Here is a 22,694-nt window from a genome sequence, read left to right as displayed (position 1 = left end):
AATGGGTATTGCGGATGAGGGGTTCTAATGATTAAGGCAGTTTCCGTACTAAAAGATCTTCGAATTAATGCCTATAACGTCCTCTTTGAGGTTTCGATAGAGCGGTATCGAGAGTTGACGCGTGACGTTCTTAGGAAGAATGAATTCCAGCGGAAGCGCGTTAGATCATCGAAAACTGTCTATTCGCTGCTTCGCAGCGATCTGCAGCGGCAGTGTGTGATTCCGCCTATTGTTTTGGCGGTGACCACAGAGATTGAGGGTTTGGCAGCCACAGATCATGCGGGCTTTGAAAATCTTTTGACCGTTAACTCGGATCATCTAGTCATTCTCGATGGGCTTCAGAGAACGTATACAATTCTCGATCTTCTCTCTGATTTAGAAAATTCCAACGACGACGCTGTCTTGCGAGAAGTTTTAGGTTCAAAAATTCGAGTAGAGGTCTATTTTGGAATTAATCGACTAGGAATTCTATATAGGATGTTAACCCTGAATACAGGGCAGACACCCATGTCATTAAGGCAGCAAATTGAGATCCTCTATCTCGATTACTTGGGTGCTAGGCCTGATGGTGTGGAGCTAATCAGAGAGGCTGATGGTCGAGTGGCGGTGGGTGAGCGGCAGTTCAACTTTAAGGATGTCGTAGAGGGTTTTAATTCTTACCTTGACAGAGATGAGTTGCCGATTGAAAAGTCAGACATTCTTGAGAACATAAACAGCCTCGAAAAATTGTCCAAGGAAAACCAGAACACAGAACTATTCGAAAAGTACGTCGAGGCCTTGTCATATTTCGTTGCAAGAGTTAACGGGCTGGCAGCTGGAGCTGAACTTGGGGAGGATTACTTGGAAGTCAATCCGTCTCCGTTCGGTAGAAATATGCTTCAAGTTTTTAAGAAGCCACAGGCATTCTCAGGGTTCGGGGCTGCAATTGGTCGCCTCATTGACGTCGAAGCAGTACGTTCCTTTGATGATGTAATTATTCAAATCCGAGATCTCGAGATGGATTCACCAATTGAAGTGTTAGAAGAGATAAATAACTCACTGAATTGGCTTAAAGATAATACAAAAAAAATCGGTAACGCACAGCGAAGCTTCTTTAGCTATTTCTTCCGTGATCTCTTCAACTCCGAAAGCGATGGATATCGAGATGCCCTGGCATGTGCAAGATCTGCATTAAGGAAATATCAAGGTCAGAACATGTGAGGCGGCACCATGCCTCTATTCTTGAATATTGATGGTGAACGCAGTGAGAGTCAGTTGGCGCGACTGGGCGATGGCTCTTATGAGTTGCAGGGCGAAGGTGTTAGTTCCCCGCTGCTCTGTCCTTTGTCCTTAACCTACGATCTAGACCCCGATGGTTACGATGTTTACGTCCTCTTTTCTGGGGAAATCCGAGAGAGTGACATATATCAAATTTATGTGTCGAGCGAAGATGGTGATCGTCGTATCGGATGGTTTTTTTCTCTTCTCTCGCTAGAGTCGAATCTCCACGATTTTGCGGACGACGAACACTTTCTCAGGTACGCAAGGGCTGCGATCGAGGATTTTTTCGATGTGTTTCCTCAGGATGTCGCAGACGCTACACCTTCTGTGTCTGTCGGCAATGGCTTACGTCTCACTTCTTTTGCGCCAGAGTCCACAGTTTTATTGGTTATTTCAAGAAAGGTCCTTGCCGGAGGGGCGGTTTTCGATTTGGGTCGCTTGTATCCATACCTGTCGTCGGTTGGTGTTTTGGATAACCGGCAATCAAAAGGTGGGCACGTCCTGGTCCCCTTCGTTCGTCCAAAAGGTAAGAGACTCAAACTCATTCATAGCTCGGCGGAGTTCGCGAACGATAAACTGGTTGCTGCACTTCTTACCTACGCTGCGCACGCATTCAGTAATCCGGTTTTGCAGTTTTTTTATCTCTATCAGGTTGTTGAACTGTTAATGGAAAAAGTCTTTTCGAATGAGCAAAAGGCAATCGTCGTCAAGATAAATCAGGCGAATGGTGCGGTTTCGAAGGTCAAAGAGGCGATGGATGACCTCGCGGAATGCCTCTCAGAGAAGCAACGAATAAATGCAGTGGTTGATAAGTACTGCAATCCGGCGCCCCCCATCTCTGATCTAATCAGAAGTTGTCGTTATCTGAATTCCTCACTGGGCATCAAAGAGGGCGAGACGCTCGCCAAATCGCTTTACCCACTGAGGAATCTGGTGTTTCATAACTACCGTTCGTTTCCTGATCATAATCTCGATGATCTAAATCGTATTAATCATCTGTTTTTCTCAGCAATACCGCACATTCTTGGGTCGTTCAGGTCCCCAGTAGAACAAAATGGACCGTAAAATTCGATAGAAGAAAACCCGGGTCAGAGTGCACTTTCCCGATGCGCGGGTGCTGGCTTTGCTGTAAGCGGTGGTCAATTTTGGACGTATCAGTAAGCACTTGGGGCGTATATGTCGATTAAGGGTTTCCTAGGCGATTTGAAGACGCTCTTTGTCCAGGAGAGGAGGTCGTATACGGTTATAGGCCAGAGCGAGTATGTAGCGCGCTTTAAGGGAAGGGAGGAGGCCGCTTTTAAGGTCGCGATGGAGGCTCGCCGAAACAGGGATCAGAGTGCACTTTAAATGGGCGACGTTGGTGTAAAAGTCGACTCTGACCCCAGTTTCGACCGACCCCAGTTTCGGGCGGCACCTCGCTGTTCGACGTGAAAAGTGTATTCAAGGGCAAGAGCTGGCTTTGCTTCGAAATTCCCGAGGGTACGGTCATTCCAGCATCATTGGTCGTCCGCGAGACCGGCTACAACCCGCGCCTCAAGGCAAATCATTACCAGATTGAATGCGCGGCCAAATCCCTCCGTATCGACGCATTCAAAGGTGCGCTGGACAACCTTGCACGAAACGCCATAGCCCGAGCGGTACAGCGCGCTTGATTCCATACTCCAACGATGAGCGAAAACCATGGCTGATATTGACGGGCAGACCCTGCTGATGGCCGTGCAGGCGGTGCAAATGCAGATCCACTCCTTGGAAACAGAGATCGACCAGGCGGGCGAGGACGACGACGTCAGTGATCAGGAGGATCTCCTGATGGGCTACATGCGGGCCGCCGCCACCCTGCGCCTTGCCTATGAAGCCGAAGAGATGGCCAGCAGCAACCTTCCCCCGTACGACAGGTTGGTTCCTACGCGAGGATAAAAATGGGGGTCTAAAAACAGGAGGCAAAAACAGGGATCAGAGTGCACTTTTCAGGGCTTATTCTCCTTGAGGCACTTTGCGCGGACGTCCGATTTTTGCCGGTCCTGCGCGGCGTGACAGCTGCGTTTCGATAGCGCTGCGGAAGCGGTCTGAGCCCAGCGCGTGCTGTCGTTGAAGATGCGCGCGTATGGCGTCGAGGTGATCTTGGGACAGGTTTTCCATGGTGAGGGTGCGGTATGCGTTGTATCGCTCCTCGTCGGTTCGTCCCAGCGCCAGATAGACGGGGTGGGGATGAATCAAAGGGTCGTCGTGGCCGAAAGCATTGTGTGCGTGGCTTGACCAGGCATAGTCGAGCGGGTCGGCGGTCATGCGAGCGCGGACCGGGTTGAGTTCGATGTAGCGATAGCAGTGGAGCAAGTAGGTTTCCCGATCTACCAGTGACGACTTGTAGCGACCTTCCCACAAGGTGCCGGTGCGCCGGTATCGATCGTTGATGTAGCGCACGTAACGTCGCCCTAGGGATTGCATCACGCGCGCAATCTGGCCACTGGCGGCGGGCGTCATCAAGAGATGTACGTGATTGGTCATGAGCACATACGCGTGGACGTTGCAGCCCTCGCGCATCGAGATCTCGCGCAAGTCTTGCAGGTAGCGCACACGGTCTACGTCGGTAAAGAAACAAGGCTGGCGATCATTGCCGCGTTGGACGACGTGTTGGGGAATGCAGGCAAGATCGAGTCGTGGCTGGCGGGGCATCGCGGCGTCCGTGCTGGGATGGCTCCAGTTTCCCAGTGCTGCGGGTCCCGTCTGTCGGGCCATTCCGCGAACCTCCGTCAGAAGTGCACTCTGACCCCGGTTTTCCTGACCCCGGTTTTCCTGCATTTTTCATCGAATAACCAATGACCTTTCCATTTCGACGACATGTCCACCCAGCGGACAAATCACCGAGGAGACAATGACAATGAAGGCGATCGTGGTAACCGACGAGGCCGCGGGAACGGCCGGGATGAAGCTGGTGGAGCGCCCCGAGCCGCAGGCCGCAATAAACGATGTCGTCGTGCAGATTCATGCGTCGGGATTCGTCGGAACCGAGCTGACGTGGCCCTCGACCTGGACCGATCGACTCGACCGCAGCAGGACGCCGACGATTCCCGGGCACGAGTTAGCTGGAGTGATCACTGCGCTGGGCTACGGCACGGCCGGGCTATCGGTGGGGCAGCGGGTATTCGGCCTCGCGGACTGGTATCGCGACGGCACCCTGGCGGAGTATGTGGCGATCGAGGCGCGCAACCTCGCGCCGCTGCCGGGCGACGTCGACTTCACGGTGGGCGCGAGCCTGCCGATCTCGGGCCTGACGGCATGGCAGGGACTGTTCGAGCACGGCCGTCTTCGGGCTGGGCAGAGCGTCATCGCGCACGGCGCGGCCGGTGCGGTCGGATCGATGGTGACGCAGCTCGCGCGTGAAGCGGGTGCCTATGTCATCGGCACCGGGCGCGCCGCCGACCGTCAGAAGGTGCTCGACTTCGGCGCGCAGGAGTTCGTCGACCTCGACAACGACACGCTGGAAGACGTCGGCAAGGTCGATCTGGTGTTCGATGTCATCGGCGGCGACATCCAGAAGCGATCCGCAGGCCTGATTCGAGCCGGCGGAACGCTGGTGACCATCGTCGCGCCGGCCGAAACGCGGCCCGTCGATGGCCTGGCGGTCGACTTCGTGGTCGAGTCCAACCGCGCCCAACTGGGCGAGATCGTCCAGCGCGTACGGGACGGCAGATTGCGGACGAACATCGGCAACATCGCCACCCTCGACGATGCCGTCGCTGCTTTCAACCCGACCCGACGGATCAGCGGGAAGACGATCATTCGCGTTCGTCCGTGAAGAACGAGGCCGGGTTGGGAGTAAAGGGGCGTGGCTAATTAAATGTCTTCCTGGATGCTTGCCCGCGGTGACCGCCCACGCGGGCGGTACACGGCAGGGCATCCGAGGGCGGCTTCCACCATGCGCTGGAAGCGTTCGTCACCAAGGGCGCGTTCCTGGCTGGCATACGCACGCAGGCGCTACAGATCCCCAAGTGCAATGCCTGTGTCCAACCATTGTTGGTAGGGCAGCGTTACCTCGCTGCGCGCTGCGTCATCCCCAGCGCTTGCCTGACCGCCTTGACCACCGCGCTCGGCTGATCGATCTGAATGTCATGTGAGCTGTCCGGAACGTGTACCAGCGTGCCGCGGGAGGATGTGGCGACGATCTGCGCCTGCGTGTGAGCCCGGGCTTCTTCCAGTCCCTTGCGGTCACGCGGCAGCGCATCGGCATAAGTGTTGGCGGCGGACAGCACGATCAGGGGTATCGAGCCATGCGTTTCCTGTTTCGACACGGGCTGCTTGAACACCTCGATATTGGCCTGGAGTACCGACAGCACGGTGTGCCAGTACGCCGGCTTCGACATCAGGGCCAGGTTCACCGCGTTGAGCTTGGCGCTGGCGTGCGGATGGGGCTCGCCGAGACACTGGCGCAGTTCCTTATGGGTGGATGTCAGTTCGTGCTTTTCGGCGGCGACCTCGCAGTGGCGAAGAAACGCGAACCGCTGTACCGAGAGGGTGTCCTCGTCCTTCTGCCATGCGGGGGCAAACCGGCCGATGTCCTGCGCGGGCGGATCGAGCAGGATCATCGCGCCCACGTCCGCCGGATAGCGGCTTGCGTACTGCCGAACGATGTTGCTACCCAGCGAATGCCCCACCATCACCAGTGGGGTCGAGAGGCCGGCACGCTGGATCAGGGCGTGCAGATCCGACACGTCGGCGTCGAGATCTCGCGGCATCGGCCCCTCGCTGCTGAAGCCGAAGCCGGCCCGGTCGTACGCGCAGACGCGCGCGTGGGCGGCCAGGAGCGGCTGCACCTTGAACCACGTGGAGGAATCGGCGGCTGCGCCAGCCTCCAGCAAGACGGTCTGCGGTCCGCTGCCCGAGCAGCGCAGGTTGAGATGGCGGCCATCGCCCAGGTCGATCAGCTTTGCCGCATGCGCATAGCTGTCCGGCATGCGCTGCGACGCGGGGGCGTGGCTGGCTTCGGTGGCCCTGGCCTGACCGAGCATCATGGCCAGTAAAAGGGCACCGCCCGCTTTCAGATGCATCCTGTTCAAGGAATGTCTCCCGTCGATGGCCCGGACCGAGGCGCGGGCAGGGCGTCTTCATCGACTTGAGGCGGCGCAAAAAGTTCAGCAAGAAGGTGTCAGCCTCGGCGACCCGATCAGGCGGCAACCGGAAGTGGACTGGCGAACGTCTCCCGCGAAGGCTCGGCCACGAAAACCGGGACGGAGGAAGTTAAATGGTCATGACGAGCGCGCTCGTCGTGTTTGAACTGCTGGCGATCCCGTTCTTCCCGCAGCGCGGTCAAGGTTGCGCCAAAACCGGACTACCTCAATCTGACTTTGGCCTCGATCTGCTGCCGAAAGCGTTCGCTTCCCCATGCGCGCTGTTGTTGGGTGTGCTGTCGGATTTCGTCGAGGAATTGTTCTTCCAGGTGTTCATGCACCAACGCGTAGTAGGCGGCTTGGCGCCCGGCGGGTGTGCTGGCCAGTAGCGTGTATTGCTCGTGCGGGGTGATGAGTGGTGTGTGCTGCCCCAGCGCGTTGTGGTGGTAGCTGGACCAACGACACCGGGACGGAGGAAATTAAATTCCCTCGTGCCCACTGTTCCGGCGCCTCGGCCGACCAAGACGGCGCAAGCTCACTGGGGAAAAAGGTGCCGGGGACAGTTGTTGGGTGCTTAGGGGGCTCAGGACGTACGAATCGTCCCTGGCACCGACATCTGCTAAAGGCTCGATCCGAATCAGCCAAGTGTCTTCAAGTCGTATGACACGGCTTCGAGCAGGTGTAGCAGCCGTTCGATTGAGGATAATGCTGTTTCGCTGCTCGTACAGCGCCTTCGCATGTGGGAAATTCGCCTAAATACTGCATGTGGCTGCGTTGGTAGACGCATGTAGCGGTGTGCACTTCATGGTCACCGTTGGTTTGAGCATTTTGGTTGACGTAGTAGCTCGTCATCTTCCTGTTCCTCTGGTCATTGCGCCTATCACGCGTGCGTCACCGTGCTCCGTCTCTGTCTCATATGCTGAGAAAACAGAAAGGGTGAAAAAAGGGTGTCAGAAAAAAGATGTCAGGGACAATGCCTGATGTCGGGTGGGTGGCTTGGACGATGGGTGGGGCGGTTTTAGTTGACAGCGGTCGGCTGGTGGAGCGGCGATGCTGCAGGCATGGCTCGACAACCTCGCTTTGATCTTCCCAGCATTGCGCAGCATGTGGTGCGGCGGGGCAATAATCGGTTGCCGTGCTTTCTGGATGATCTCGATCGCCAGCGCTACCTGCAATGCTTGCGGCAGGCGCTGGGGCGATTCGGTTGCCGGCTGCATGCATATGTGTTGATGAGCAATCACGTGCACTTGTTGCTGACACCGGATGGACTGACAACTGGGGAAGTTAAGTTGCCCGACGCCAGGTTTTCTCGATGCTTCCCACAGACTTCCGCATTCATGCTCCCGTGCTTTCGCTTCCCATCCGCGTTCGCGGTTGTCCAGCCATGACGACTTGCGTCATATGACGGAAAACGTTATGTTTGTTCCGTGATCAGGAATTTTGCCGACAGGGAAGCGGAAAAGATCTGGTGCGGTACGCCATCTCGGCGGCTGCCTGCGGATATCCAGCCCGTCGCGCGCCGCAAGCTGCGCATGCTCGGCAACGCGTCCAGGCTCGATGACCTGCGCATTCCTCCAGCCAATCGGCTCGAGGCCCTCAAAGGTAGTCGGAACGGCCAGCACAGCATCCGGATCAATGATCAATGGCGCGTCTGTTTTCGGTGGATCGACGGCGACGCCCACGACGTGGAAATCGTCGATTACCACTAACGAGCGACTTGACCATGAAGAGCCTGCCCAACATCCATCCCGGTGAAGTGCTACTCGAGGAGTTCCTGACTCCGATGGGTATCAGCCAGAACGCACTGGCGCGCGCTGCTGGCGTGCCGCCGCGGCGTATCAATGAGATCGTGCTCGGCAAGCGCGGTGTCACGGCAGATACCGCCGTGCGCCTGGCGGCCGCCTTGGGCACGAGCGAGCGGTTCTGGCTGGGCCTGCAGGCAGACTTTGATTTGGAGGAGGCGCATCGTTTGCTGGGCAAGGCGGTCCAACATATCGAACGAATCGCGGCGTGATTTGGACAAAAAGCGCGAGCCAGAGCGCACTTTTCTGACATTGGACGGCTGTCCCGCCGACTGTGAATCGCGGACGGTCGCCGCAGCTTCTGGGTTCTCTCGCCCAGTGAACCGCCCGACGCTACGCGTGAAGAGGCGTCCGAAACGGAGCCAGGTTCACTTGCCGCTTTCGAACGCGTCGCGCGCTGGCCGCTACGGCCATCCGCGCAACGGCACGTGAGAGGCGTCGGTAGTCTTGCTTCGGTGCGTGGTGCGTTGTCTTCGAAAATTGTCAGGCGCAATCTGCTTCACCCCACACCCTTGGCTAAACGCCACCGACAGGCCATGCTCTAGGGTCATCCCCTGATTCAGCACGGCACCTCATGACCTGTCACCTCACCAAAGCCCTCCTGACTTCTGCCCTGATCCTGGGCATCGCCGGTTGCGGCTCGCACCCGGCGCGTGTGGCTGATGCGGCGCAGCCGCAGTCCCGGCCCCAGCCGTCCGCTGCGGCGCAGGCCAAGCCGCCAATCACCAAGTTCAAGGCGTATACCCAGCGCTTCAGTGGCGAGACGCTGCTCACGCAGAGCCATGCGACCGGCCACGTGGGCGATCTGTTTTTTACCCACTGGAAGGATGGTGGCGCGGCCTCGTTCAAGCTGGATGAGCAAGGCAACTTCACCATCGACTGGGTAGGTGGCGACTACAACTATGTCGGTGGTGCGGGCTGGGATCATGGCGACCGCAACCGCGTGATCGGCTACCACCTCGACAAGGATTCGGGCGCCAGCTACGTGACCCTGTATGGCTGGGGCTACAACAAGGACATGGACCCGACCGACCCGGCCCACCTGGTGGAGTACTACGTTGTCCAGCGCGGCGTGCGTACGCCGGGGCAGGGCGGTGAGAAGGGCGTTTCCTTCGTCAGCGACGGCGTGGAGTACACCACCTACCGCACCCTCCGCAAGGAAAAGCCCTCGATCAACAACACCGCCACGTTCTACCAGTACTGGAGCCGGCCCAAGGAGCAGCAGCCGCTCGGGGTTGACCACAAGATCATCTTTGCCGACCACGTAAAGGCCTGGGAAGCCAACGGCTGGAAGCTCCCGAACCTGGACAACTTCGACGCCAGCGACGACCCCACCTACCAGGTGTTTGCGGTCGAGGTGTTCATGGTCGACAAGGGCGGCACCGTGGAGGGTCGGGTCTGGGACGCGGGCAAGTAACCCATAACCGAGGGCAGGTTCACTTGATTCGGTGAAGAAGTGGACCTGCCCTCGTCAGGCTTGCGGATACTTTTCGTAGGCGCGTTCAATGGCCAGTATGGGGACACGGGGACGGTGGGAAGATCCCTGGCGATGATGATCGGTTCCGTCACCGACACCTCACCATCCCCGGCTCCTTTCGTTCATCGTTGCAAGGGTGGCTGCGCCACCCGCACATCCGCTGACTGCGATAGCGGTGCTGGTTCCTGCGCGTTCTGTGTCGCAGGCGTCTGGATCAACGACCAGTCCGCGCTGCTCTGCGCGAGCGGTGTATTGATGCCGCCAACCACATCGACAAAGGCGAACCTCCGCAACAAGGAGCCTGCGTTTTCCTGCACGGCGAACGCGCTGGAGGAATCTTCGCTGAGGATCACTCGGTCGATTCGTTGCAACCCCTCCTTCTGCGCCGAGAGCGCCAGTGCGCCGGAGAGGTTATAGCTGAGCAAGTCCGTGGGGCGACCCTGCGCTTGGTCGAGCTGGCCTACGCCGTTGAAAGCCTGTTGGAACAGCGAAAACCCGGGGTGCTGGGGACTGTCGAGAGTCATCGTTGTGAGGGCGGATTGCTGGAGAGTAGCGTGCTTGAGGGCTTCTCTGGTGTCGTGTCCCACTTTGCCGTCCGGCTCCAGGCCATGGTTTCGCTGGAACGTCTCGACCGCATAACGGGTGGCTGTTCCGAAATCACCATCGGGCTTCAGTGCGCGGCCGTGTGTATCGGTGTATCCAAGTCTTGCCAGGTCGGTCTGGAGCGACGTGACATCTTTGCCGCGTGAGCCTTGATGCAACAGTGCAAGGTGGCTGCGATGACGCTGGCCGATGGCATTCAATGCTTGTTCGATATCCGGATCATTGGCGGATGTTGAAGGGTTGAAGTCGGCGTCGCCCACTTTTGTGTGTGCCCGGTCGATGGCCGCTGCCACCGCAGGGTCTTCGCAGGCGAGCTTGTATTGCTTGGCGATTGCGGCGGCTTTGGGGCCGTCATACCAGTCAAGTCTTCGATGGAGGTCGTTGGTGGACGAAAGAACGTCGGCGTAGTCACCGCCGTCTTTCAGCACCTTTTCGAATATTTTCAGCGCTGCCGGCATCTGGTTTGCGGTCTTCGCCAGGATGGCTGCCGTCTCCAGACGATGATCTTCCGCAATATGGGTGCCGTACTTGTCGAGCATATCGATCGCGGTTTGCGTCGCATGCTTTACCTGCGGATAGTCGATGTTCTTGTGGATCCACTTCTCTCCTTCCTCGGATGACGCCCATGCATTGATGCTGTCGCGGGTATCAGTGTCGATGAAGGCAAGTGTGTCTCGGTGGTTCTTTCCATTGCCATGGCTCAACAGGTCGGCTCGCAAGTGCGCTCGGTCGCTGGTGAAAGAGAGGCCATGCGCTTCGGCGTACCCGGAGGCTTGATCGATGATCGCGTCCACGTACGGCGTTTCACCCGGTTTCAGTGCGGTGCCATCGGTCGCGCCCAATGCCCAGGTCCCGCGTTGGCCGAGATCGACCTGGATTGTGCCGATGGTGTAGCCGCTATTCGCCTTGACGCGGTCTGCGTGGCCCCAGTTCGGGTCGGATGTCCCCGCGGTAACGCCGGCGATGCTCAAGCGATAGGAAGCTGGTCCCCCTTCCGTTCCGCGGCCCACGACAAAATAGGTGGCGCCGGTCATGGCATCGAGGTCATGGGTATCGAGGTGGGGCATGGTCTTCATCCTTGAAGAAGGGGATTACTGCAGGTTCGCCATAAACAGGTAGTCGTCCAGCGCGTTGGCGCGTTCGCAGATGCGGAAGATCTCGTTCTGCGTCACTTGGAGATTGGCGACCGCCTCGCTGCCGTAGACAGAGCTCTCCAGCTCGCCGTTCTTCTCCTGGAACTTCAGCCAGGCGCGCTCGGCGTTGATCAGTTCGTCCTTGGCTTTCGGGCTCAGTTTTCCCAGAAGCGCCTTGTACTTCGCGTTGAGGCGGCCATCCTGGCGAGTCCGTTCTTCCGTCAGGCAGTTGGCTGCCGCGTTGGCGTCTGAATCGGCCCGGTCGACACAAGCGTAAAACTCATCGGTGATCCCTGGCGGAGCGTGGCTCTTGATGCTTTGGCTTCTACTTTCCATACCCATCGCGGCGGCGGCTTGAGCCACGAGGCTGAGGGTGAGTGCGATAGCGAGCGGCCTGAATGTCTTCATGCTGGGGTTCCTGTCCGTATGGTCCTGACTTCCAAGGTCTGGAGCCTATCATCGAACCAGCAGTGTCGGATCCGAACGGTACTTGCTGGAGATCGTCATCTTCGCGAGGCGCTTTCAACAGCCGAAGGGCTGGTCAAGCGAGGATCCAGCGCCATCGGCACCTGGCAAAATGCCGAAGGCAATGGATGACCAGACATTCGTCTGTTGAAAAGCTCCTCCCGCTTTTGCGGGAATGACGAAAAGTGGGGTTTCGCGCGCAAGTATGTGCGGGTCGGTTCCGATCGCCGTTTTCGCCTTTACGGACCCTTCTTATTCCGGCATCGGCACGGACCAGACCTTGCCCGTCGCGCGCTCGGTGAACCACAAGGTATCGCCGGCCGGTTCGACGCCGGTTGGGGTTTTCAGCCCGTCCTTGATGACGGTGACGTGGGCGGTGTCGCCGTCGATCGTCAGGCTGCTGATCTCGCCGCTGCCGTTGGCGGCGACGAACAGCTTGCCGTTGGCGGCGCGCATGCCGTCCGGCCCGTGGACCGGGGCATCCATCCAGATGTCGACGGGTGTGCCCGGCTTGCCGTCGGCGCCCACGGGCACGCGGTAGAGCTTGTTGAAGAAGACGTTGTTGACGTACAGCGTGCCGCCGAGGAAGGCGATGCCGTCGATGCCGAGCAGGCTGCGGTGGTCGAGATAGAGCTGCGGGACCTGGGCGCCTGGCGCGAGGCGGTAGATCTTCTGGTTGGCGGTGTCGGTGATGTAGAGCGCCTTGTCCGGCCCCACGGCGAAATCGTTGCAGGTGGAGTTGTCGCCTGGCAGGGTCCAGCTCAGCTTGGGTGCGCCGGATTTCAGATCAAAGCCGCGCAGGGCGGTGCTGCGGCGCACCGGGGTGGCGCCCGCCACGGGCGTCAGCTGGCAGGTCCACAAGGTGTCGGTTGCCGCATCGGCCAGTACGCCGAAAAAGAAAGTGCCGGGGCCGGCGGCGCTGGCATCGATGAAGCGTGTTGCCGTCGTGGTGCCTTTCTTCACCGTATAGACGTAGGGCGTACTGGCGCTGCCGACGTACAGGGTGCCGTCCGGTCCCACGGCCATGCTCTCGGGCTGCGACTTGGTGTCGTGGATGACGATCTCCGCGGCGTTGGACGCTGAAGCGGCGGCGAGGATGGCGAGGGCGAAGCAAACGGCGCGGATCATGGGCGTGTCCTTTGTCGTTGTCGTGAAGAGGAAGGAGGAGTGGCGGCGGCCTTGGCTTCGCCTCGTGGCTCAACTATCCAGGGTAATGTACTGAAGCCGGGACCGTGTAAGTTAAATCCCACCTGCTTAGGGGACAAAAGCGCGAACAAGGTGCTCTGACCCGATTGGCTCGATGGGTTGGCAACGACTCGGCGGGTAGCGTCCAACCTCAGCGTCAGGTTCATTGCTTGAACGATTTCTTCACACGGTCTGACGCCTTACCTTGCACGCTCCATAATTCGCCCCGTTTTTGAAGTCAACAAGCACGAGGAGTGATCAAGATGAGTCAGCAGGCAATCGGCGTCGTCGGCATGGCCGTGATGGGTCGCAACCTGGCGTTGAATATCGAAAGCCGCGGTCACGCGGTGTCGATCTACAACCGCAGTCGCGAGAAGACCGACGAGGTGATCGCCGAGCACGGCGACAAGAAGCTTGTCGCCACCTACACGCTGCAGGAGTTTGTCGATTCACTGGAGAAGCCTCGACGCATCCTGCTGATGGTGAAAGCGGGCGCGCCGACCGACGACACCATTGCCCAGCTGCGACCGCTGCTGGACAAGGGCGACATCCTGATCGACGGCGGCAATACGAATTTTCACGACACCATCCGGCGCAACAAGGAGCTGGCTGCGGCTGGCTTGCACTTCATCGGCACCGGCGTGTCCGGCGGCGAAGAGGGTGCCTTGCACGGTCCTTCGATCATGCCCGGCGGGCCGCGCGATGCGTATGACCTGGTCGAGCCGATTCTCACCGAGATCGCGGCACGGGCCAAAGACGGCAAGCCGTGCGTGGCGTACATGGGCACGGACGGCGCCGGGCACTACGTGAAAATGGTGCACAACGGCATCGAATACGGCGACATGCAACTGATCGCCGAGAGCTACGCGATGCTCAAGTACGTGCTGGGTTTGTCCAACCAGGAATTGGCGGACGTCTACACCCGCTGGAACGAAGGCGAACTGGACAGCTACCTGATCGAAATCACGGCGACCATCTTCGGCAAGAAGGACGAGAAGACGGGCAAGGATCTGGTCGACGTGATACTCGATCGCGCGGCGCAGAAAGGCACCGGCAAGTGGACCAGCCAGAGCGCACTGGATCTTGGCGTGCCACTGCCGCTGATCACCGAAGCGGTGTTCGCCCGCGTGTTGTCATCGCTGAAAGACGAACGCGTCGCGGCGAGCGGGCAACTCGAAGGGCCTGGCAGCAAGGCTTTCAGCGGTGATCGGCAGGCGTTCATCGCGGCCGTCGGCAAGGCCTTGTACCTGAGCAAGATCGTCTCCTACGCGCAGGGGTTTGCGCAGTTGCGCGCCGCGTCGGACGAGTACAAGTGGCAGCTCGACTACGGCACCATCGCGCAGATCTGGCGCGGCGGCTGCATCATCCGCGCCCGCTTTTTGCAGAACATCACCGACGCCTACGCCGAGAACGCCAACCTGGCCAACCTGCTGCTTGCACCGTATTTCCGCGACATCGCCAAGACCTATCAGGTAGCGCTGCGCGAGGTGGTCAGTGCGGCCATTGCCGCCGGCGTGCCGGTGCCGTGCTTCTCCTCGGCCATCGCCTATTACGACGGCTATCGCAGCGAACGCCTGCCCGCCAACCTGCTGCAGGCACAGCGCGACTTCTTCGGCGCCCACACGTTTGAGCGCATCGACGAAAAAGGCAGCTTTCACGCGGAGTGGAGCTGAGGCGTTCGCGCGGGCACGGGCTTGCCCCGGTCTGACAAGCACCAAAGAATGGGGCCAGCTCGACTGGCCCCGTTCCCCAACGCTATTTGCGGTAGTGACCCTCGACGCCTCCGGAGTACGCTGCACGTTCCACCAAGGGAGGCTCGAACCATGATCCAGCCCACGCGAAAGCTCCTGCTGCTTGCCAGCGCCCTGTTGTGGCCATGCTTCGCCAACGCCGTCACACCGAAGACGGATACCACCGCCTCGTTGCAACAGGCCGTCAACGGCCCGGGGCGTTCCGCCGAGAACAGGGCGCGCGACCGCTACCGCCACCCGGTCGAGACGCTGCAATTCTTCGGCATCCAGCCGCACATGACGGTTATCGAGATCGCGCCGGGTGGTGGCTGGTACACCGAGATTCTGGCGCCGTTCCTGCGCGACCACGGACATTTGATTGAAGCGGGCTCGCCGAAGTTTGCCGACACGATCAAGGCCCATCCCGCCATGTTCGGCAACATCGAGAAAGTCGTGCCGTTTGCGCCACCGCTGCAGGTGAATCTCGGCAAGCCTGGCTCGGCTGACATGGTGCTCACGTTCCGCAATACCCACGACTGGCTGAACCAAAGCCCCGAGACCTTGGCCGTGGTGTTCAAGTCGGCGTTTCAGGTGCTCAAGCCCGGCGGCGTCTTCGGTGTGGTCGAGCATCGTGCCAAACCGTTTTCCGATGCCGTGGAAAGCGCGAAAGCGCTGCACCGTATTTCCGAGGACTACTTGATCGAACTGGGTCTGAAAACGGGTTTCCGCCTTGCGGGCGTATCCCAGGTCAATGCCAACCCGAAGGATCCCGAAGACATCAACGTCCACCGCCTGCCACCCAATCTGGCGGGGCCGGATAGCGAGCACGCAAAGCTTCAAGCGGTTGGCGAATCGGACCGGATGACGTTGCGGTTTGTGAAGCCTTGAAGGGAAGGGGCCGGTAACGCGGTCAGGTTCACCCGCGGTCGTCTTGATTTCCGCAGGCTGGCGATGCACGGACCCGAAGCCGGCGACGCAAAGAAAGGGGTCACCGTTTTGCGGGCCCCTTTTGTGGGAGCCGCGGTTACGCCGGCAGGCTCACGACCGGCACAAAGCCGCCAAAGATCATGCGTTTGCCGTCGAACGGACAATCGCTGGCCGCCTCCATGCGCGGATCCTTCATGAATTTCTCCATGCCGGCGTCGCGAGTGGCCTTGTCGGGCCATTCCACCCAGGAGAACACCACGGATTCGTCCTCTTTGGCCTGCACGGCGCGGCGGAAATCGGTGAGCTTGCCTTCGGGCACGTCGTCAGCCCAGCACTCCTGCACGCGCGTGGCGCCGAACTCCAGGAAGATGGCGTCAAAGGTGCTGGCATGCTTGATGAACGACTCGCGGTTGGCGTTGGGTACGGCGATCACGAAACCATCGACATAGGACATGGTTGTCTCCTCGGCGGCAACGGCCACCGGAATGGCGGCCTTGCTGTATCGACGAACGACGACGGCCGAAATCGACACGGCGGCGGGTTTTGACGCGCCGACCGGGCTTTCCGCTACTCCCGGTTGCCGCCGGCTGCCTGCTTTGCGCCGACGTGCGCCCGCACCGCCTGCATGTCGCGCACCGGACGCACTTCAATGCTGCCGAAACGCGCCCACGGGAATTCCCGGGCGATGGCCATCGCCGCATCCATCGAGTCCGCTTCAATCAGGTTGAACCCGGCCAGGAATTCGCGCGTTTCGGCGAACGGACCGTCGGTGACGCGGCTGATGCCGTCGCGTATGCGCAAGGTCCTGGCGCTGTCGGGGTTTTCCAGTTGCTGCGAACCGTGCAGACAGCCGTCTTGCTGGAGCGCATCGGCTTTCTCGAAGCAACCGCGCATCAGACGGTCGTATTCGGCCTGCGGAAGTTCGGCCAGCAAGCCCGGGTCGATATGGATCAGGGTCAGGTACTGCATCGCGGGCTCCGCAGCGCATCGGGATGCCGATCATGCCCGCTACTGGCGATCCGCTCAAACAGGGCCAGGGAAAATAGTTTTCAGGGTATGTCGATCCGGGGCGTGTCCGTTCGTCGTCTTCCTTGCGAGCGGCCAGATCGTGCCGCGAAACAGGAGACTGCAATGAAAGTCATGGTGATGGTGAAAGCCACCGACGAGTCCGAGGCCGGCGCGATGCCGAGCCAGGCGTTGCTCGAGGCGATGGGCAAGTTCAACGAGGAGCTGGTCAACGCCGGCGTGATGCTGGCAGGCGAGGGTTTGCATCCGAGTTCGCTTGGTGCGCGCGTCGCGTTTGATGGCTCGCAGCGACGGGTGATCGACGGCCCGTTCACCGAGACCCGCGAGTTGGTCGCCGGATTCTGGCTGTGGCAGGTGCGCTCGCTGGAGGAGGCCATCGAATGGGTCAAGCGTTGTCCGAATCCGATGCCTGGGCCATCCGAGATCGAGATCCGCCCGATTTTCGACACCGCCGACTTCGGCGACGAATTCACCCCCGAGTTGCGCGCGCAGTCGGAGCGCTTGCGCCAGCGACTTGGCAACTGAAACCACAGCCAGCAGGAGCGACACCATGAAACTGATCCCGTACCTGATGTTTCGCGAGGGGAAATGCCGCGAGGCGTTCGCGTTCTATGCGCAGGTCCTGCGCGGCGACGTTGTCTCCAGCGCGACCTATGGCGAGATGGGGCCCGATATTCCCGAGCCGATGCGGCCACTGATCGCCAACGTTCACCTCGTGGTGGGCGACGCTTCGATCATGGGCGCCGACGCCATGGAAAACCCCAACGGCCAGGCCACGACCTCGGTCAACATCGCGGTGGACAACATCGAGGAGGCCGAGCGCGTGTTCGCCATGATGTCGGACGGTGGGCTGGTTCGGATGCCGATGGCCGCGACCGCGTGGTCACCGCGGTTCGGCATGTGCGACGACCGTTATGGCCAACCGTGGATGGTCAATTGCGTGACGTCCGGGTCGTGAGCCACGTACCTTCCACCCGCACCAAGGACAACCATGCCCCGTAATCTCTACGTCAACCTGCCGGTGAAAGATCTGGAGCGCTCCGTCGATTTCTTCGAGGCGCTCGAGTTCTCGTTCAATCCGAAATTCACCGACGAAAATGCGGCGTGCCTGATCATCAATGAACGAACAGGTGTGATGCTGCTGGCGGAAAGCTTCTTCGCCGGCTTCACCAACAAGCCCCTTGCCGATGCGCGTGCCAACACCGAGACCTTGTTGGCGCTGTCGCTCGACAGTCGTGCCGAAGTCGAGGCGTTCATGGACAGGGCGTTTGCGGCGGGTGCCACCCCGACGATCGAGTCGAAGGACTACGGTTTCATGGTTCAGCATGGGTTTGCCGACCCGGACGGACACCAATGGGAAGTGTTCTGGATGGACGAGACGCAGATGCCGACCTGATGAGCCGGTGCGACAGGGATAGGCACGCTTGCGGCAGGCTGCCGGGGATGATGTGATCGATGGCGATGATGGCAAGCACCCACCCCGACGCGATACATCGTGCCCTGGACACGCTGTGGCGAATGGAATCGCCACGGCTGCTGGCGCGCATCGCGCGCATGACCGGCAACATCGACACCGCGGAGGAGCTGGCGCAAGACGTATTGCTGGGCGCGCTGGAACGCTGGCCGCGCGATGGCCTGCCCGACAACCCCGCGGCGTGGCTGATGACCGCCGCCAGGCATCGCGCCATCGATCATCTGCGCCAGCGCGCCTTGCACGCGCGCAAACACGATGCATTCGGCATCGAACGGGAGCTGCACGGAGCCGACATGCAGGGTGACGAAGCGCCGGACAAGGCGGACGACGACATCGGCGATGACTTGCTGCGCCTGTTGTTCGTGGCATGCCACCCGGTGCTTCCGATGGAATCGCGGGTGGCGCTGACCCTGCGCCTGCTCGGCGGATTGAGCACGCCGGAGATCGCCCGCGCCTTCCTTCAGGCCGAACCGACGGTGGCTCAGCGCATCGTGCGCGCCAAGCGCAAGCTGTCGAAGGAGGCGGTGGCGTTCGAGATACCGCGCAAGGCCGAGCTTCCCGAACGTCTTGACGCCGTGCTCGAAGTCCTCTACCTGGTCTTCAACGAAGGCTATGCCGCGACCGGTGGTGAAGACTGGATGCGTCCTGCGTTGTGCGAGGAAGCGTTGCGGCTGGGGCGCGTGTTGGTGGGGCTGCTGCCGGATCAAGCCGAAGTGTTCGGCCTGCTGGCCCTGATGGAATTGCAGGCGTCACGGATACCGGCACGCACCGAGGCCGACGGCACGCCGATCCTGCTGCCCGAACAGAATCGCGCGCGTTGGGATCGCCTGCAGATCCAGCGTGGCTTGGCCGCATTGGAGCGTGCGCAACGCCTCGGTGGAGCCGGCGGTGCCTATGCGCTGCAGGCAGCCATCGCTGCGTGCCACGCGCGCGCATTGCGGATGGAGGATACCGACTGGCCGCGGATTGAAGGCTTGTACGCGCAGCTCGTGCAGGTGATGCCTTCACCCGTGGTTGAACTCAACCGTGCGGTGGCGGTGAGCCGCGCGCGGGGCGCCGCCGCCGGACTCACCATCGTCGACGCGCTGGAGGACGCAGGGCAGCTTCGCGATTACGCGCCCTTGCCGGCGGTGCGCGGCGATTTGCTGCGGCAACTGGGTCGTCTGGATGAAGCGCGCAACGCGTTCAAGCTGGCGGCATCGCTCACCGCCAATGCACGTGAACGAGCGGTCCTGCTGGCGCGTGCACAGGCCTGCGATGAGCCGGGCGGCCCACGGTAACTACGCCTGCGCGTTTCGCGCCTCGGCCCGCTTAAGGCTGTCATCGACGATTTGCGCGGTGACGATATCGCTGCCCACGTTGACCGTGGTGCGCGCCATGTCGAGGAGACGGTCCACGCCGATGATGATGCCGATGCCTTCCGGAGGTATCCCGAACGTGGCCAGCAACCCCGCGATCATGGGCAGCGAACCGCCCGGGATGCCGGACACGGCCACGGCGCTGAGCACCGCCAGCAACAGCATGATGACCTGGGTAGCGAGACTCAGCTCGACGCCGAACACCTGTGCGATGAACAACACCACGCAACCCTCGAACAGCGCCGTGCCGCTCATGTTCATGGTTGCGCCCAGTGGCAGCACGAAGCCCGAGGTGGTGGGGCGCAGCTTGAGTTCTTCCTGGGCGATGGCCAGCGAGGTGGGCAGCGTGGCATTGCTGGAGCTGGTGCTGAAAGCGGTGACCAGCACGGGCCGGATGTTCTTGAAGAATGCCCATGGCGATTTGCGCGCCAGCAAGGCGATCCACAACGACATGGTGCCGAACAGGTGCAGCGCCATGGCCAGCAGGCAGCCGACCACGAACACGGACAGGGCCAATACCACGTCCAGCCCCACCTTCACGATCACGCTGTAAATCATCGCCGGCACGGCATACGGGGCCAGCTGCAACGCAAAGTCGACGATTTTCGTCATCAACTCGCTGATCAGATCCAGGCCATCCTGCAGGCGTTGGCGTTTGTCGGGCGCAAGCTGCGTGCCCGCGGCGCCGACCAGGATGGCGAACAGGATCAGCGGCAGCACGTCGCCGATGACCCCGCGGTTATTGCCCACTACCGCGCCGAACAGGTTGCGCGGCATGAACATTTCCACCAGCAGGCCGAGGCTGAGGCCGGGTTGCTCGGCGTGCGTGCGCACGCTTTGCACGGCCGAGCCGCCGTACTCGGCCATCAGTTTCTGCGCGGTGAGCGGATCGATGTGGTGGCCCGGCTGCAGCAGGTTCATCAGTACCAGGCCAATGGCCACGCCGATCACCATGTTGGCCGCGAACAAGGCGAAGGTGCGCGCTGCCAGCGGGCCGAGCCTGTTCAGCTGCCCCAGTTGCACGATGCCCGAAGCCAGCGACGAGAACACCAGCGGGATGACCACGAAAAAGAGCAGGCGCAGGAATACCTGCCCGAACGGGTCGAACACGGCCGAGGACACGCGTTGCATGAAGGCCAGCGTCGGTGCATGCCACTGGCCGATGGCGAGCGTGGCCAGCGCCGCCACGATGCCGATGACCAGTCCCCAGAGGATGCGTGTCGCGAGCGACATCTTGTGCTTTGTCATGCGGCAACGGTACGCGATGGGCTTCCCGGCGTCACCTGAAAGCAAAAAGGTAAAGTGGCCCGGTCGGGATGGCCCGGCTTTTTCGGGCACGCCGTCGGGCACCCATCGCCTTGATGCGGTAGCCCGGCGGGAAACCAGGGTTCGATCCGGTTTCCCGGTTCTGGTCCTAGATGACCCAACCTTCGCGATACTCGCGACGCAGGAACTGATTGGCTGACGGTGCATTGGTGACGCGCATGTTCTGTGCGTCGTACTCGATCCTGCCGCCCGCGCGCAGGGACACGACGCCCAGCAGCATGACCTCTGTCAGCCGTGCCGCATATGAGAACGGCGACGACGCTTCCGCGCGCCCCTTGCAGGCATCCACCCAGTTCATCTCGTGCGACGTCTTGATGCGCGGGTATTTCTGCGGAGGCGTGCCCACCGCGTCGTGCAACGACTGCGGCAACAGGCGCGGGTTGGCGCCGTACGTCTCGTGGATCAGCTTGCCCTTGTCGCCGATGTAGAGGACACCGCCGTCCTTGCTCAGCTGCCCCGCACCCAGCGCTTGCAGCCCGGGCGGCAGCAAGGCGCCGTCGTACCAGGTGAGCTTCACCGGCGGCCTGCCTCCGCGTGCCGGAAACTCGTAGTACGTCATCGTCGCCACGGGATACGACGCGCCGTTGAATGGCGTCGATACGGTTTCCACGGCCGTGGGAAAACCCAGGTCCAGCGACCAGAACGGCGAATCGATCAGGTGCGCGCCCATGTCGCCGATGGCACCAACGCCCCAATCCACCCAGCCGCGCCAGTTGAACGGGTGATACACGGGGTGGTAATCGACGACGGGACCGGGGCCCAGGAAGAGATCCCATGCCAGCCCTTCCGGCTTGGGATAATTGCCGACCATGGCATTGGCGAGCCGATCCATCACCGCGTCCTCGTTCCAGCTCGCGTCGTCCGGCCGTGGCCTGGTTTGCGGGCGCGGAATGCCCTGCGGCCAGTAGGCAAGCGGGCGGTTGGTCCAGACGTGGACCTCGCTGACATCGCCGATCGCCCCGGCCGCGATGTACTCGTTGATCAGCCGGGCATCGTCGGTCGAGTGGCCCTGGTTGCCCATCTGCGTGACGATCTTCGGGTTTTCCCTGGCCTTCCTGGCCAGCGTGCGGGCCTCGTCGATCGACCAGGTGAGTGGCTTCTGCACGTATACGTGTTTGCCATGGCTCATCACCGCGCTGGCGATCACGGCATGCAGATGGTCCGGCGTCGCGATCACCACCGCGTCGATGTCCTTCTGCTGCTCGAGCATGCGGCGGTAGTCGGTATAGCGCTTGACCGAATTGAACTTGCTGGCAAGCAGCCTTGTCTGCGCGATCTCGTCCCGCAGCTTCAGGCGTTCCTTGGCGGTCCGGGCCTTGTCGAGGCGGGCCTGCGCTTTCCCCAGGCCGTCGACCATCCCGTGAAAGCTCTTCTCCGTGTAGTGCCAGTCCACGTCGCACAGGGCCACGATGTTCTCACCGGCCAGGGCGCGCACGTTGTGCATGCCCATGCCGCCGACGCCGATGCCGGCAATGTTCAATCGATCGCTGGGCGGCGTGTAGCCGATCCCTCCCAAAACGTGGCGGGGCACGATCATCAAACCGGTCGCGGCGATGGCCGAGCCCGCGAGAAATTCCCGGCGCGTGATCTTGCCGATCGCTGCCGTGTCGCCGGAGGTACCCGAGGCGGCGTGGTCCGGTTTCACGTTTCCGATCTTCGATTCATCCGTCATGGCTGCCGCGACCTCCAGTTGGGCATCGATGGGTAAGGATGCCTGAAGAGATCGCGGAGAAACAAAACGGGCGTCAGGTTTACCTAAGGTCCCGCACGCAGGGGTGACGACGTGGAAGAGGGCGGTGCACCCATGCCCGGTTCCGGAGTCA

At 60.8% G+C, this 22,694-nt stretch carries 24 protein-coding genes and 1 pseudogene; 16 read left to right on the top strand and 9 right to left on the bottom strand.

Annotated elements, in window-relative coordinates:
• Positions 1-27: 27 nt before the first annotated feature.
• The 4 genes and pseudogenes from ASD22_RS16325 to ASD22_RS05170 all read left to right on the top strand — a co-directional run bounded on the left by ASD22_RS16325 (position 28) and on the right by ASD22_RS05170 (position 3,177).
• Entirely contained in the window at positions 28-1,200 is a 1,173-nt protein-coding gene (locus tag ASD22_RS16325) for a hypothetical protein (protein WP_200946318.1), read from the top strand.
• A gap of 9 nt (positions 1,201-1,209) precedes the next feature.
• Positions 1,210-2,325, top strand: a complete 1,116-nt coding sequence (locus ASD22_RS16650) for a hypothetical protein (RefSeq protein WP_156458950.1) — start codon at positions 1,210-1,212, stop codon at positions 2,323-2,325.
• 347 nt (positions 2,326-2,672) lie between these two features.
• Positions 2,673-2,912: pseudogene (locus ASD22_RS16645) on the top strand (hypothetical protein); the annotation flags it as partial.
• Positions 2,913-2,940: 28 nt separating this feature from the next.
• A complete protein-coding gene (locus ASD22_RS05170) occupies positions 2,941-3,177 on the top strand; it encodes a hypothetical protein (protein WP_056079802.1) in 237 nt (78 codons plus the stop codon).
• A 57-nt stretch (positions 3,178-3,234) separates the two neighbouring features.
• On the opposite strand, the gene ASD22_RS05165 is transcribed toward ASD22_RS05170, so the two are convergent.
• On the bottom strand, positions 3,235-3,933 hold the full coding sequence (locus ASD22_RS05165; RefSeq protein WP_056079797.1) for a transposase: 699 nt from the start codon (positions 3,931-3,933) through the stop codon (positions 3,235-3,237).
• 205 nt (positions 3,934-4,138) lie between these two features.
• Here ASD22_RS05165 and ASD22_RS05160 point away from each other — a divergent pair, with 205 nt between their 5' ends.
• Positions 4,139-5,056, top strand: coding sequence for an NADP-dependent oxidoreductase (locus ASD22_RS05160; RefSeq protein WP_056079794.1), 918 nt, complete (start codon positions 4,139-4,141; stop codon positions 5,054-5,056).
• 232 nt (positions 5,057-5,288) lie between these two features.
• On the opposite strand, the gene ASD22_RS05155 is transcribed toward ASD22_RS05160, so the two are convergent.
• Positions 5,289-6,305, bottom strand: a complete 1,017-nt coding sequence (locus ASD22_RS05155) for an alpha/beta hydrolase (protein WP_235577579.1) — start codon at positions 6,303-6,305, stop codon at positions 5,289-5,291.
• A gap of 194 nt (positions 6,306-6,499) precedes the next feature.
• Here ASD22_RS05155 and ASD22_RS05150 point away from each other — a divergent pair, with 194 nt between their 5' ends.
• The 5 genes from ASD22_RS05150 (at position 6,500) to ASD22_RS05135 (ending at position 9,584) form a co-directional block, all read left to right on the top strand.
• On the top strand, positions 6,500-6,754 hold the full coding sequence (locus ASD22_RS05150; RefSeq protein WP_156458948.1) for a hypothetical protein: 255 nt from the start codon (positions 6,500-6,502) through the stop codon (positions 6,752-6,754).
• Positions 6,755-7,426: 672 nt separating this feature from the next.
• A complete protein-coding gene (locus ASD22_RS17125; RefSeq protein WP_343123423.1) occupies positions 7,427-7,753 on the top strand; it encodes a transposase in 327 nt (108 codons plus the stop codon).
• A gap of 39 nt (positions 7,754-7,792) precedes the next feature.
• On the top strand, positions 7,793-8,074 hold the full coding sequence (locus ASD22_RS05145) for a type II toxin-antitoxin system RelE/ParE family toxin (RefSeq protein ID WP_056079787.1): 282 nt from the start codon (positions 7,793-7,795) through the stop codon (positions 8,072-8,074).
• 14 nt (positions 8,075-8,088) lie between these two features.
• A complete protein-coding gene (locus tag ASD22_RS05140) occupies positions 8,089-8,379 on the top strand; it encodes a HigA family addiction module antitoxin (RefSeq protein ID WP_056079783.1) in 291 nt (96 codons plus the stop codon).
• A 362-nt stretch (positions 8,380-8,741) separates the two neighbouring features.
• Positions 8,742-9,584 carry a glycoside hydrolase family 11 protein gene (locus ASD22_RS05135; protein WP_056079780.1) on the top strand — a complete coding sequence of 281 codons (843 nt, stop codon included), beginning with the start codon at positions 8,742-8,744 and terminating at the stop codon, positions 9,582-9,584.
• 182 nt (positions 9,585-9,766) lie between these two features.
• Here ASD22_RS05135 and ASD22_RS05130 read toward each other — a convergent pair whose 3' ends face one another.
• The 3 genes from ASD22_RS05130 to ASD22_RS05120 all read right to left on the bottom strand — a co-directional run bounded on the left by ASD22_RS05130 (position 9,767) and on the right by ASD22_RS05120 (position 12,973).
• Positions 9,767-11,314: a peptidoglycan-binding domain-containing protein gene (locus ASD22_RS05130; protein ID WP_162245061.1), complete on the bottom strand. Its 1,548-nt coding sequence runs from the start codon at positions 11,312-11,314 to the stop codon at positions 9,767-9,769.
• A 24-nt stretch (positions 11,315-11,338) separates the two neighbouring features.
• Positions 11,339-11,788, bottom strand: coding sequence for a lysozyme inhibitor LprI family protein (locus ASD22_RS05125; RefSeq protein ID WP_056079774.1), 450 nt, complete (start codon positions 11,786-11,788; stop codon positions 11,339-11,341).
• 309 nt (positions 11,789-12,097) lie between these two features.
• Positions 12,098-12,973, bottom strand: a complete 876-nt coding sequence (locus ASD22_RS05120) for an SMP-30/gluconolactonase/LRE family protein (RefSeq protein ID WP_056079770.1) — start codon at positions 12,971-12,973, stop codon at positions 12,098-12,100.
• Between the two features lie 320 nt (positions 12,974-13,293).
• On the opposite strand from ASD22_RS05120, the gene gndA reads away from it, so the two are divergent.
• Both gndA and ASD22_RS05110 read left to right on the top strand, forming a co-directional pair.
• Complete coding sequence (gene gndA, locus ASD22_RS05115; protein ID WP_056080994.1) at positions 13,294-14,703, top strand: NADP-dependent phosphogluconate dehydrogenase; 1,410 nt, start codon at positions 13,294-13,296, stop codon at positions 14,701-14,703.
• 150 nt (positions 14,704-14,853) lie between these two features.
• Positions 14,854-15,648 (top strand): class I SAM-dependent methyltransferase, encoded by a 795-nt coding sequence (locus ASD22_RS05110; protein ID WP_056079768.1) that lies wholly within the window; start codon positions 14,854-14,856, stop codon positions 15,646-15,648.
• A gap of 136 nt (positions 15,649-15,784) precedes the next feature.
• On the opposite strand, the gene ASD22_RS05105 is transcribed toward ASD22_RS05110, so the two are convergent.
• Together ASD22_RS05105 and ASD22_RS05100 are read right to left on the bottom strand one after the other, a co-directional pair.
• Positions 15,785-16,141, bottom strand: coding sequence for a DUF1428 domain-containing protein (locus ASD22_RS05105; protein WP_056079765.1), 357 nt, complete (start codon positions 16,139-16,141; stop codon positions 15,785-15,787).
• Positions 16,142-16,254: 113 nt separating this feature from the next.
• The gene (locus ASD22_RS05100) at positions 16,255-16,656 is read right to left on the bottom strand and encodes a YciI family protein (RefSeq protein ID WP_056079761.1); all 402 of its coding nucleotides are present in this window, start codon (positions 16,654-16,656) and stop codon (positions 16,255-16,257) included.
• Between the two features lie 162 nt (positions 16,657-16,818).
• Between ASD22_RS05100 and ASD22_RS05095 the strand changes: the two genes are divergently transcribed.
• From ASD22_RS05095 to ASD22_RS05080, 4 genes are all read left to right on the top strand, one after another.
• Entirely contained in the window at positions 16,819-17,238 is a 420-nt protein-coding gene (locus tag ASD22_RS05095) for a YciI family protein (RefSeq protein WP_056079758.1), read from the top strand.
• A gap of 25 nt (positions 17,239-17,263) precedes the next feature.
• A complete protein-coding gene (locus ASD22_RS05090; RefSeq protein ID WP_056079755.1) occupies positions 17,264-17,671 on the top strand; it encodes a VOC family protein in 408 nt (135 codons plus the stop codon).
• 33 nt (positions 17,672-17,704) lie between these two features.
• Positions 17,705-18,109, top strand: a complete 405-nt coding sequence (locus tag ASD22_RS05085) for a VOC family protein (RefSeq protein WP_056079752.1) — start codon at positions 17,705-17,707, stop codon at positions 18,107-18,109.
• A 68-nt stretch (positions 18,110-18,177) separates the two neighbouring features.
• Complete coding sequence (locus tag ASD22_RS05080; RefSeq protein ID WP_056080991.1) at positions 18,178-19,467, top strand: RNA polymerase sigma factor; 1,290 nt, start codon at positions 18,178-18,180, stop codon at positions 19,465-19,467.
• On the opposite strand, the gene ASD22_RS05075 is transcribed toward ASD22_RS05080, so the two are convergent.
• Positions 19,468-20,793: a dicarboxylate/amino acid:cation symporter gene (locus ASD22_RS05075; RefSeq protein WP_235577528.1), complete on the bottom strand. Its 1,326-nt coding sequence runs from the start codon at positions 20,791-20,793 to the stop codon at positions 19,468-19,470.
• 166 nt (positions 20,794-20,959) lie between these two features.
• Positions 20,960-22,543 carry a Gfo/Idh/MocA family oxidoreductase gene (locus ASD22_RS05070; protein ID WP_056079749.1) on the bottom strand — a complete coding sequence of 528 codons (1,584 nt, stop codon included), beginning with the start codon at positions 22,541-22,543 and terminating at the stop codon, positions 20,960-20,962.
• Between the last annotated feature and the right edge of the window lie 151 nt (positions 22,544-22,694).

The organism is Rhodanobacter sp. Root480 (assembly GCF_001426645.1).
GTDB classification, from domain to species: Bacteria; Pseudomonadota; Gammaproteobacteria; order Xanthomonadales; family Rhodanobacteraceae; genus Rhodanobacter; species Rhodanobacter ginsenosidimutans.
The sequence above is the reverse complement of the archived record's forward strand: the minus strand, read 5'-3'. Positions and strand labels throughout refer to the sequence as shown.

What these genes read in the sequence shown, in the direction of transcription:
- ASD22_RS05110 (WP_056079768.1), top strand. Translation starts at nt 14,854, where the DNA reads ATGATCCAGCCCACGCGAAAGCTCCTGCTGCTTGCCAGCGCCCTGTTG.
- ASD22_RS05090 (WP_056079755.1), top strand. Translation starts at nt 17,264, where the DNA reads ATGAAACTGATCCCGTACCTGATGTTTCGCGAGGGGAAATGCCGCGAG.
- ASD22_RS05155 (WP_235577579.1), bottom strand. Translation starts at nt 6,305, where the DNA reads ATGCATCTGAAAGCGGGCGGTGCCCTTTTACTGGCCATGATGCTCGGT.
- ASD22_RS05140 (WP_056079783.1), top strand. Translation starts at nt 8,089, where the DNA reads ATGAAGAGCCTGCCCAACATCCATCCCGGTGAAGTGCTACTCGAGGAG.
- ASD22_RS05160 (WP_056079794.1), top strand. Translation starts at nt 4,139, where the DNA reads ATGAAGGCGATCGTGGTAACCGACGAGGCCGCGGGAACGGCCGGGATG.
- ASD22_RS16650 (WP_156458950.1), top strand. Translation starts at nt 1,210, where the DNA reads ATGCCTCTATTCTTGAATATTGATGGTGAACGCAGTGAGAGTCAGTTG.
- ASD22_RS05165 (WP_056079797.1), bottom strand. Translation starts at nt 3,933, where the DNA reads ATGCCCCGCCAGCCACGACTCGATCTTGCCTGCATTCCCCAACACGTC.
- ASD22_RS05150 (WP_156458948.1), top strand. Translation starts at nt 6,500, where the DNA reads ATGGTCATGACGAGCGCGCTCGTCGTGTTTGAACTGCTGGCGATCCCG.
- ASD22_RS05125 (WP_056079774.1), bottom strand. Translation starts at nt 11,788, where the DNA reads ATGAAGACATTCAGGCCGCTCGCTATCGCACTCACCCTCAGCCTCGTG.
- ASD22_RS17125 (WP_343123423.1), top strand. Translation starts at nt 7,427, where the DNA reads ATGGCTCGACAACCTCGCTTTGATCTTCCCAGCATTGCGCAGCATGTG.
- ASD22_RS05100 (WP_056079761.1), bottom strand. Translation starts at nt 16,656, where the DNA reads ATGCAGTACCTGACCCTGATCCATATCGACCCGGGCTTGCTGGCCGAA.
- ASD22_RS05075 (WP_235577528.1), bottom strand. Translation starts at nt 20,793, where the DNA reads ATGACAAAGCACAAGATGTCGCTCGCGACACGCATCCTCTGGGGACTG.
- ASD22_RS16325 (WP_200946318.1), top strand. Translation starts at nt 28, where the DNA reads ATGATTAAGGCAGTTTCCGTACTAAAAGATCTTCGAATTAATGCCTAT.
- ASD22_RS05105 (WP_056079765.1), bottom strand. Translation starts at nt 16,141, where the DNA reads ATGTCCTATGTCGATGGTTTCGTGATCGCCGTACCCAACGCCAACCGC.
- ASD22_RS05130 (WP_162245061.1), bottom strand. Translation starts at nt 11,314, where the DNA reads ATGCCCCACCTCGATACCCATGACCTCGATGCCATGACCGGCGCCACC.
- gndA (WP_056080994.1), top strand. Translation starts at nt 13,294, where the DNA reads ATGAGTCAGCAGGCAATCGGCGTCGTCGGCATGGCCGTGATGGGTCGC.
- ASD22_RS05095 (WP_056079758.1), top strand. Translation starts at nt 16,819, where the DNA reads ATGAAAGTCATGGTGATGGTGAAAGCCACCGACGAGTCCGAGGCCGGC.
- ASD22_RS05085 (WP_056079752.1), top strand. Translation starts at nt 17,705, where the DNA reads ATGCCCCGTAATCTCTACGTCAACCTGCCGGTGAAAGATCTGGAGCGC.
- ASD22_RS05135 (WP_056079780.1), top strand. Translation starts at nt 8,742, where the DNA reads ATGACCTGTCACCTCACCAAAGCCCTCCTGACTTCTGCCCTGATCCTG.
- ASD22_RS05170 (WP_056079802.1), top strand. Translation starts at nt 2,941, where the DNA reads ATGGCTGATATTGACGGGCAGACCCTGCTGATGGCCGTGCAGGCGGTG.
- ASD22_RS05120 (WP_056079770.1), bottom strand. Translation starts at nt 12,973, where the DNA reads ATGATCCGCGCCGTTTGCTTCGCCCTCGCCATCCTCGCCGCCGCTTCA.
- ASD22_RS05070 (WP_056079749.1), bottom strand. Translation starts at nt 22,543, where the DNA reads ATGACGGATGAATCGAAGATCGGAAACGTGAAACCGGACCACGCCGCC.
- ASD22_RS05080 (WP_056080991.1), top strand. Translation starts at nt 18,178, where the DNA reads ATGGCAAGCACCCACCCCGACGCGATACATCGTGCCCTGGACACGCTG.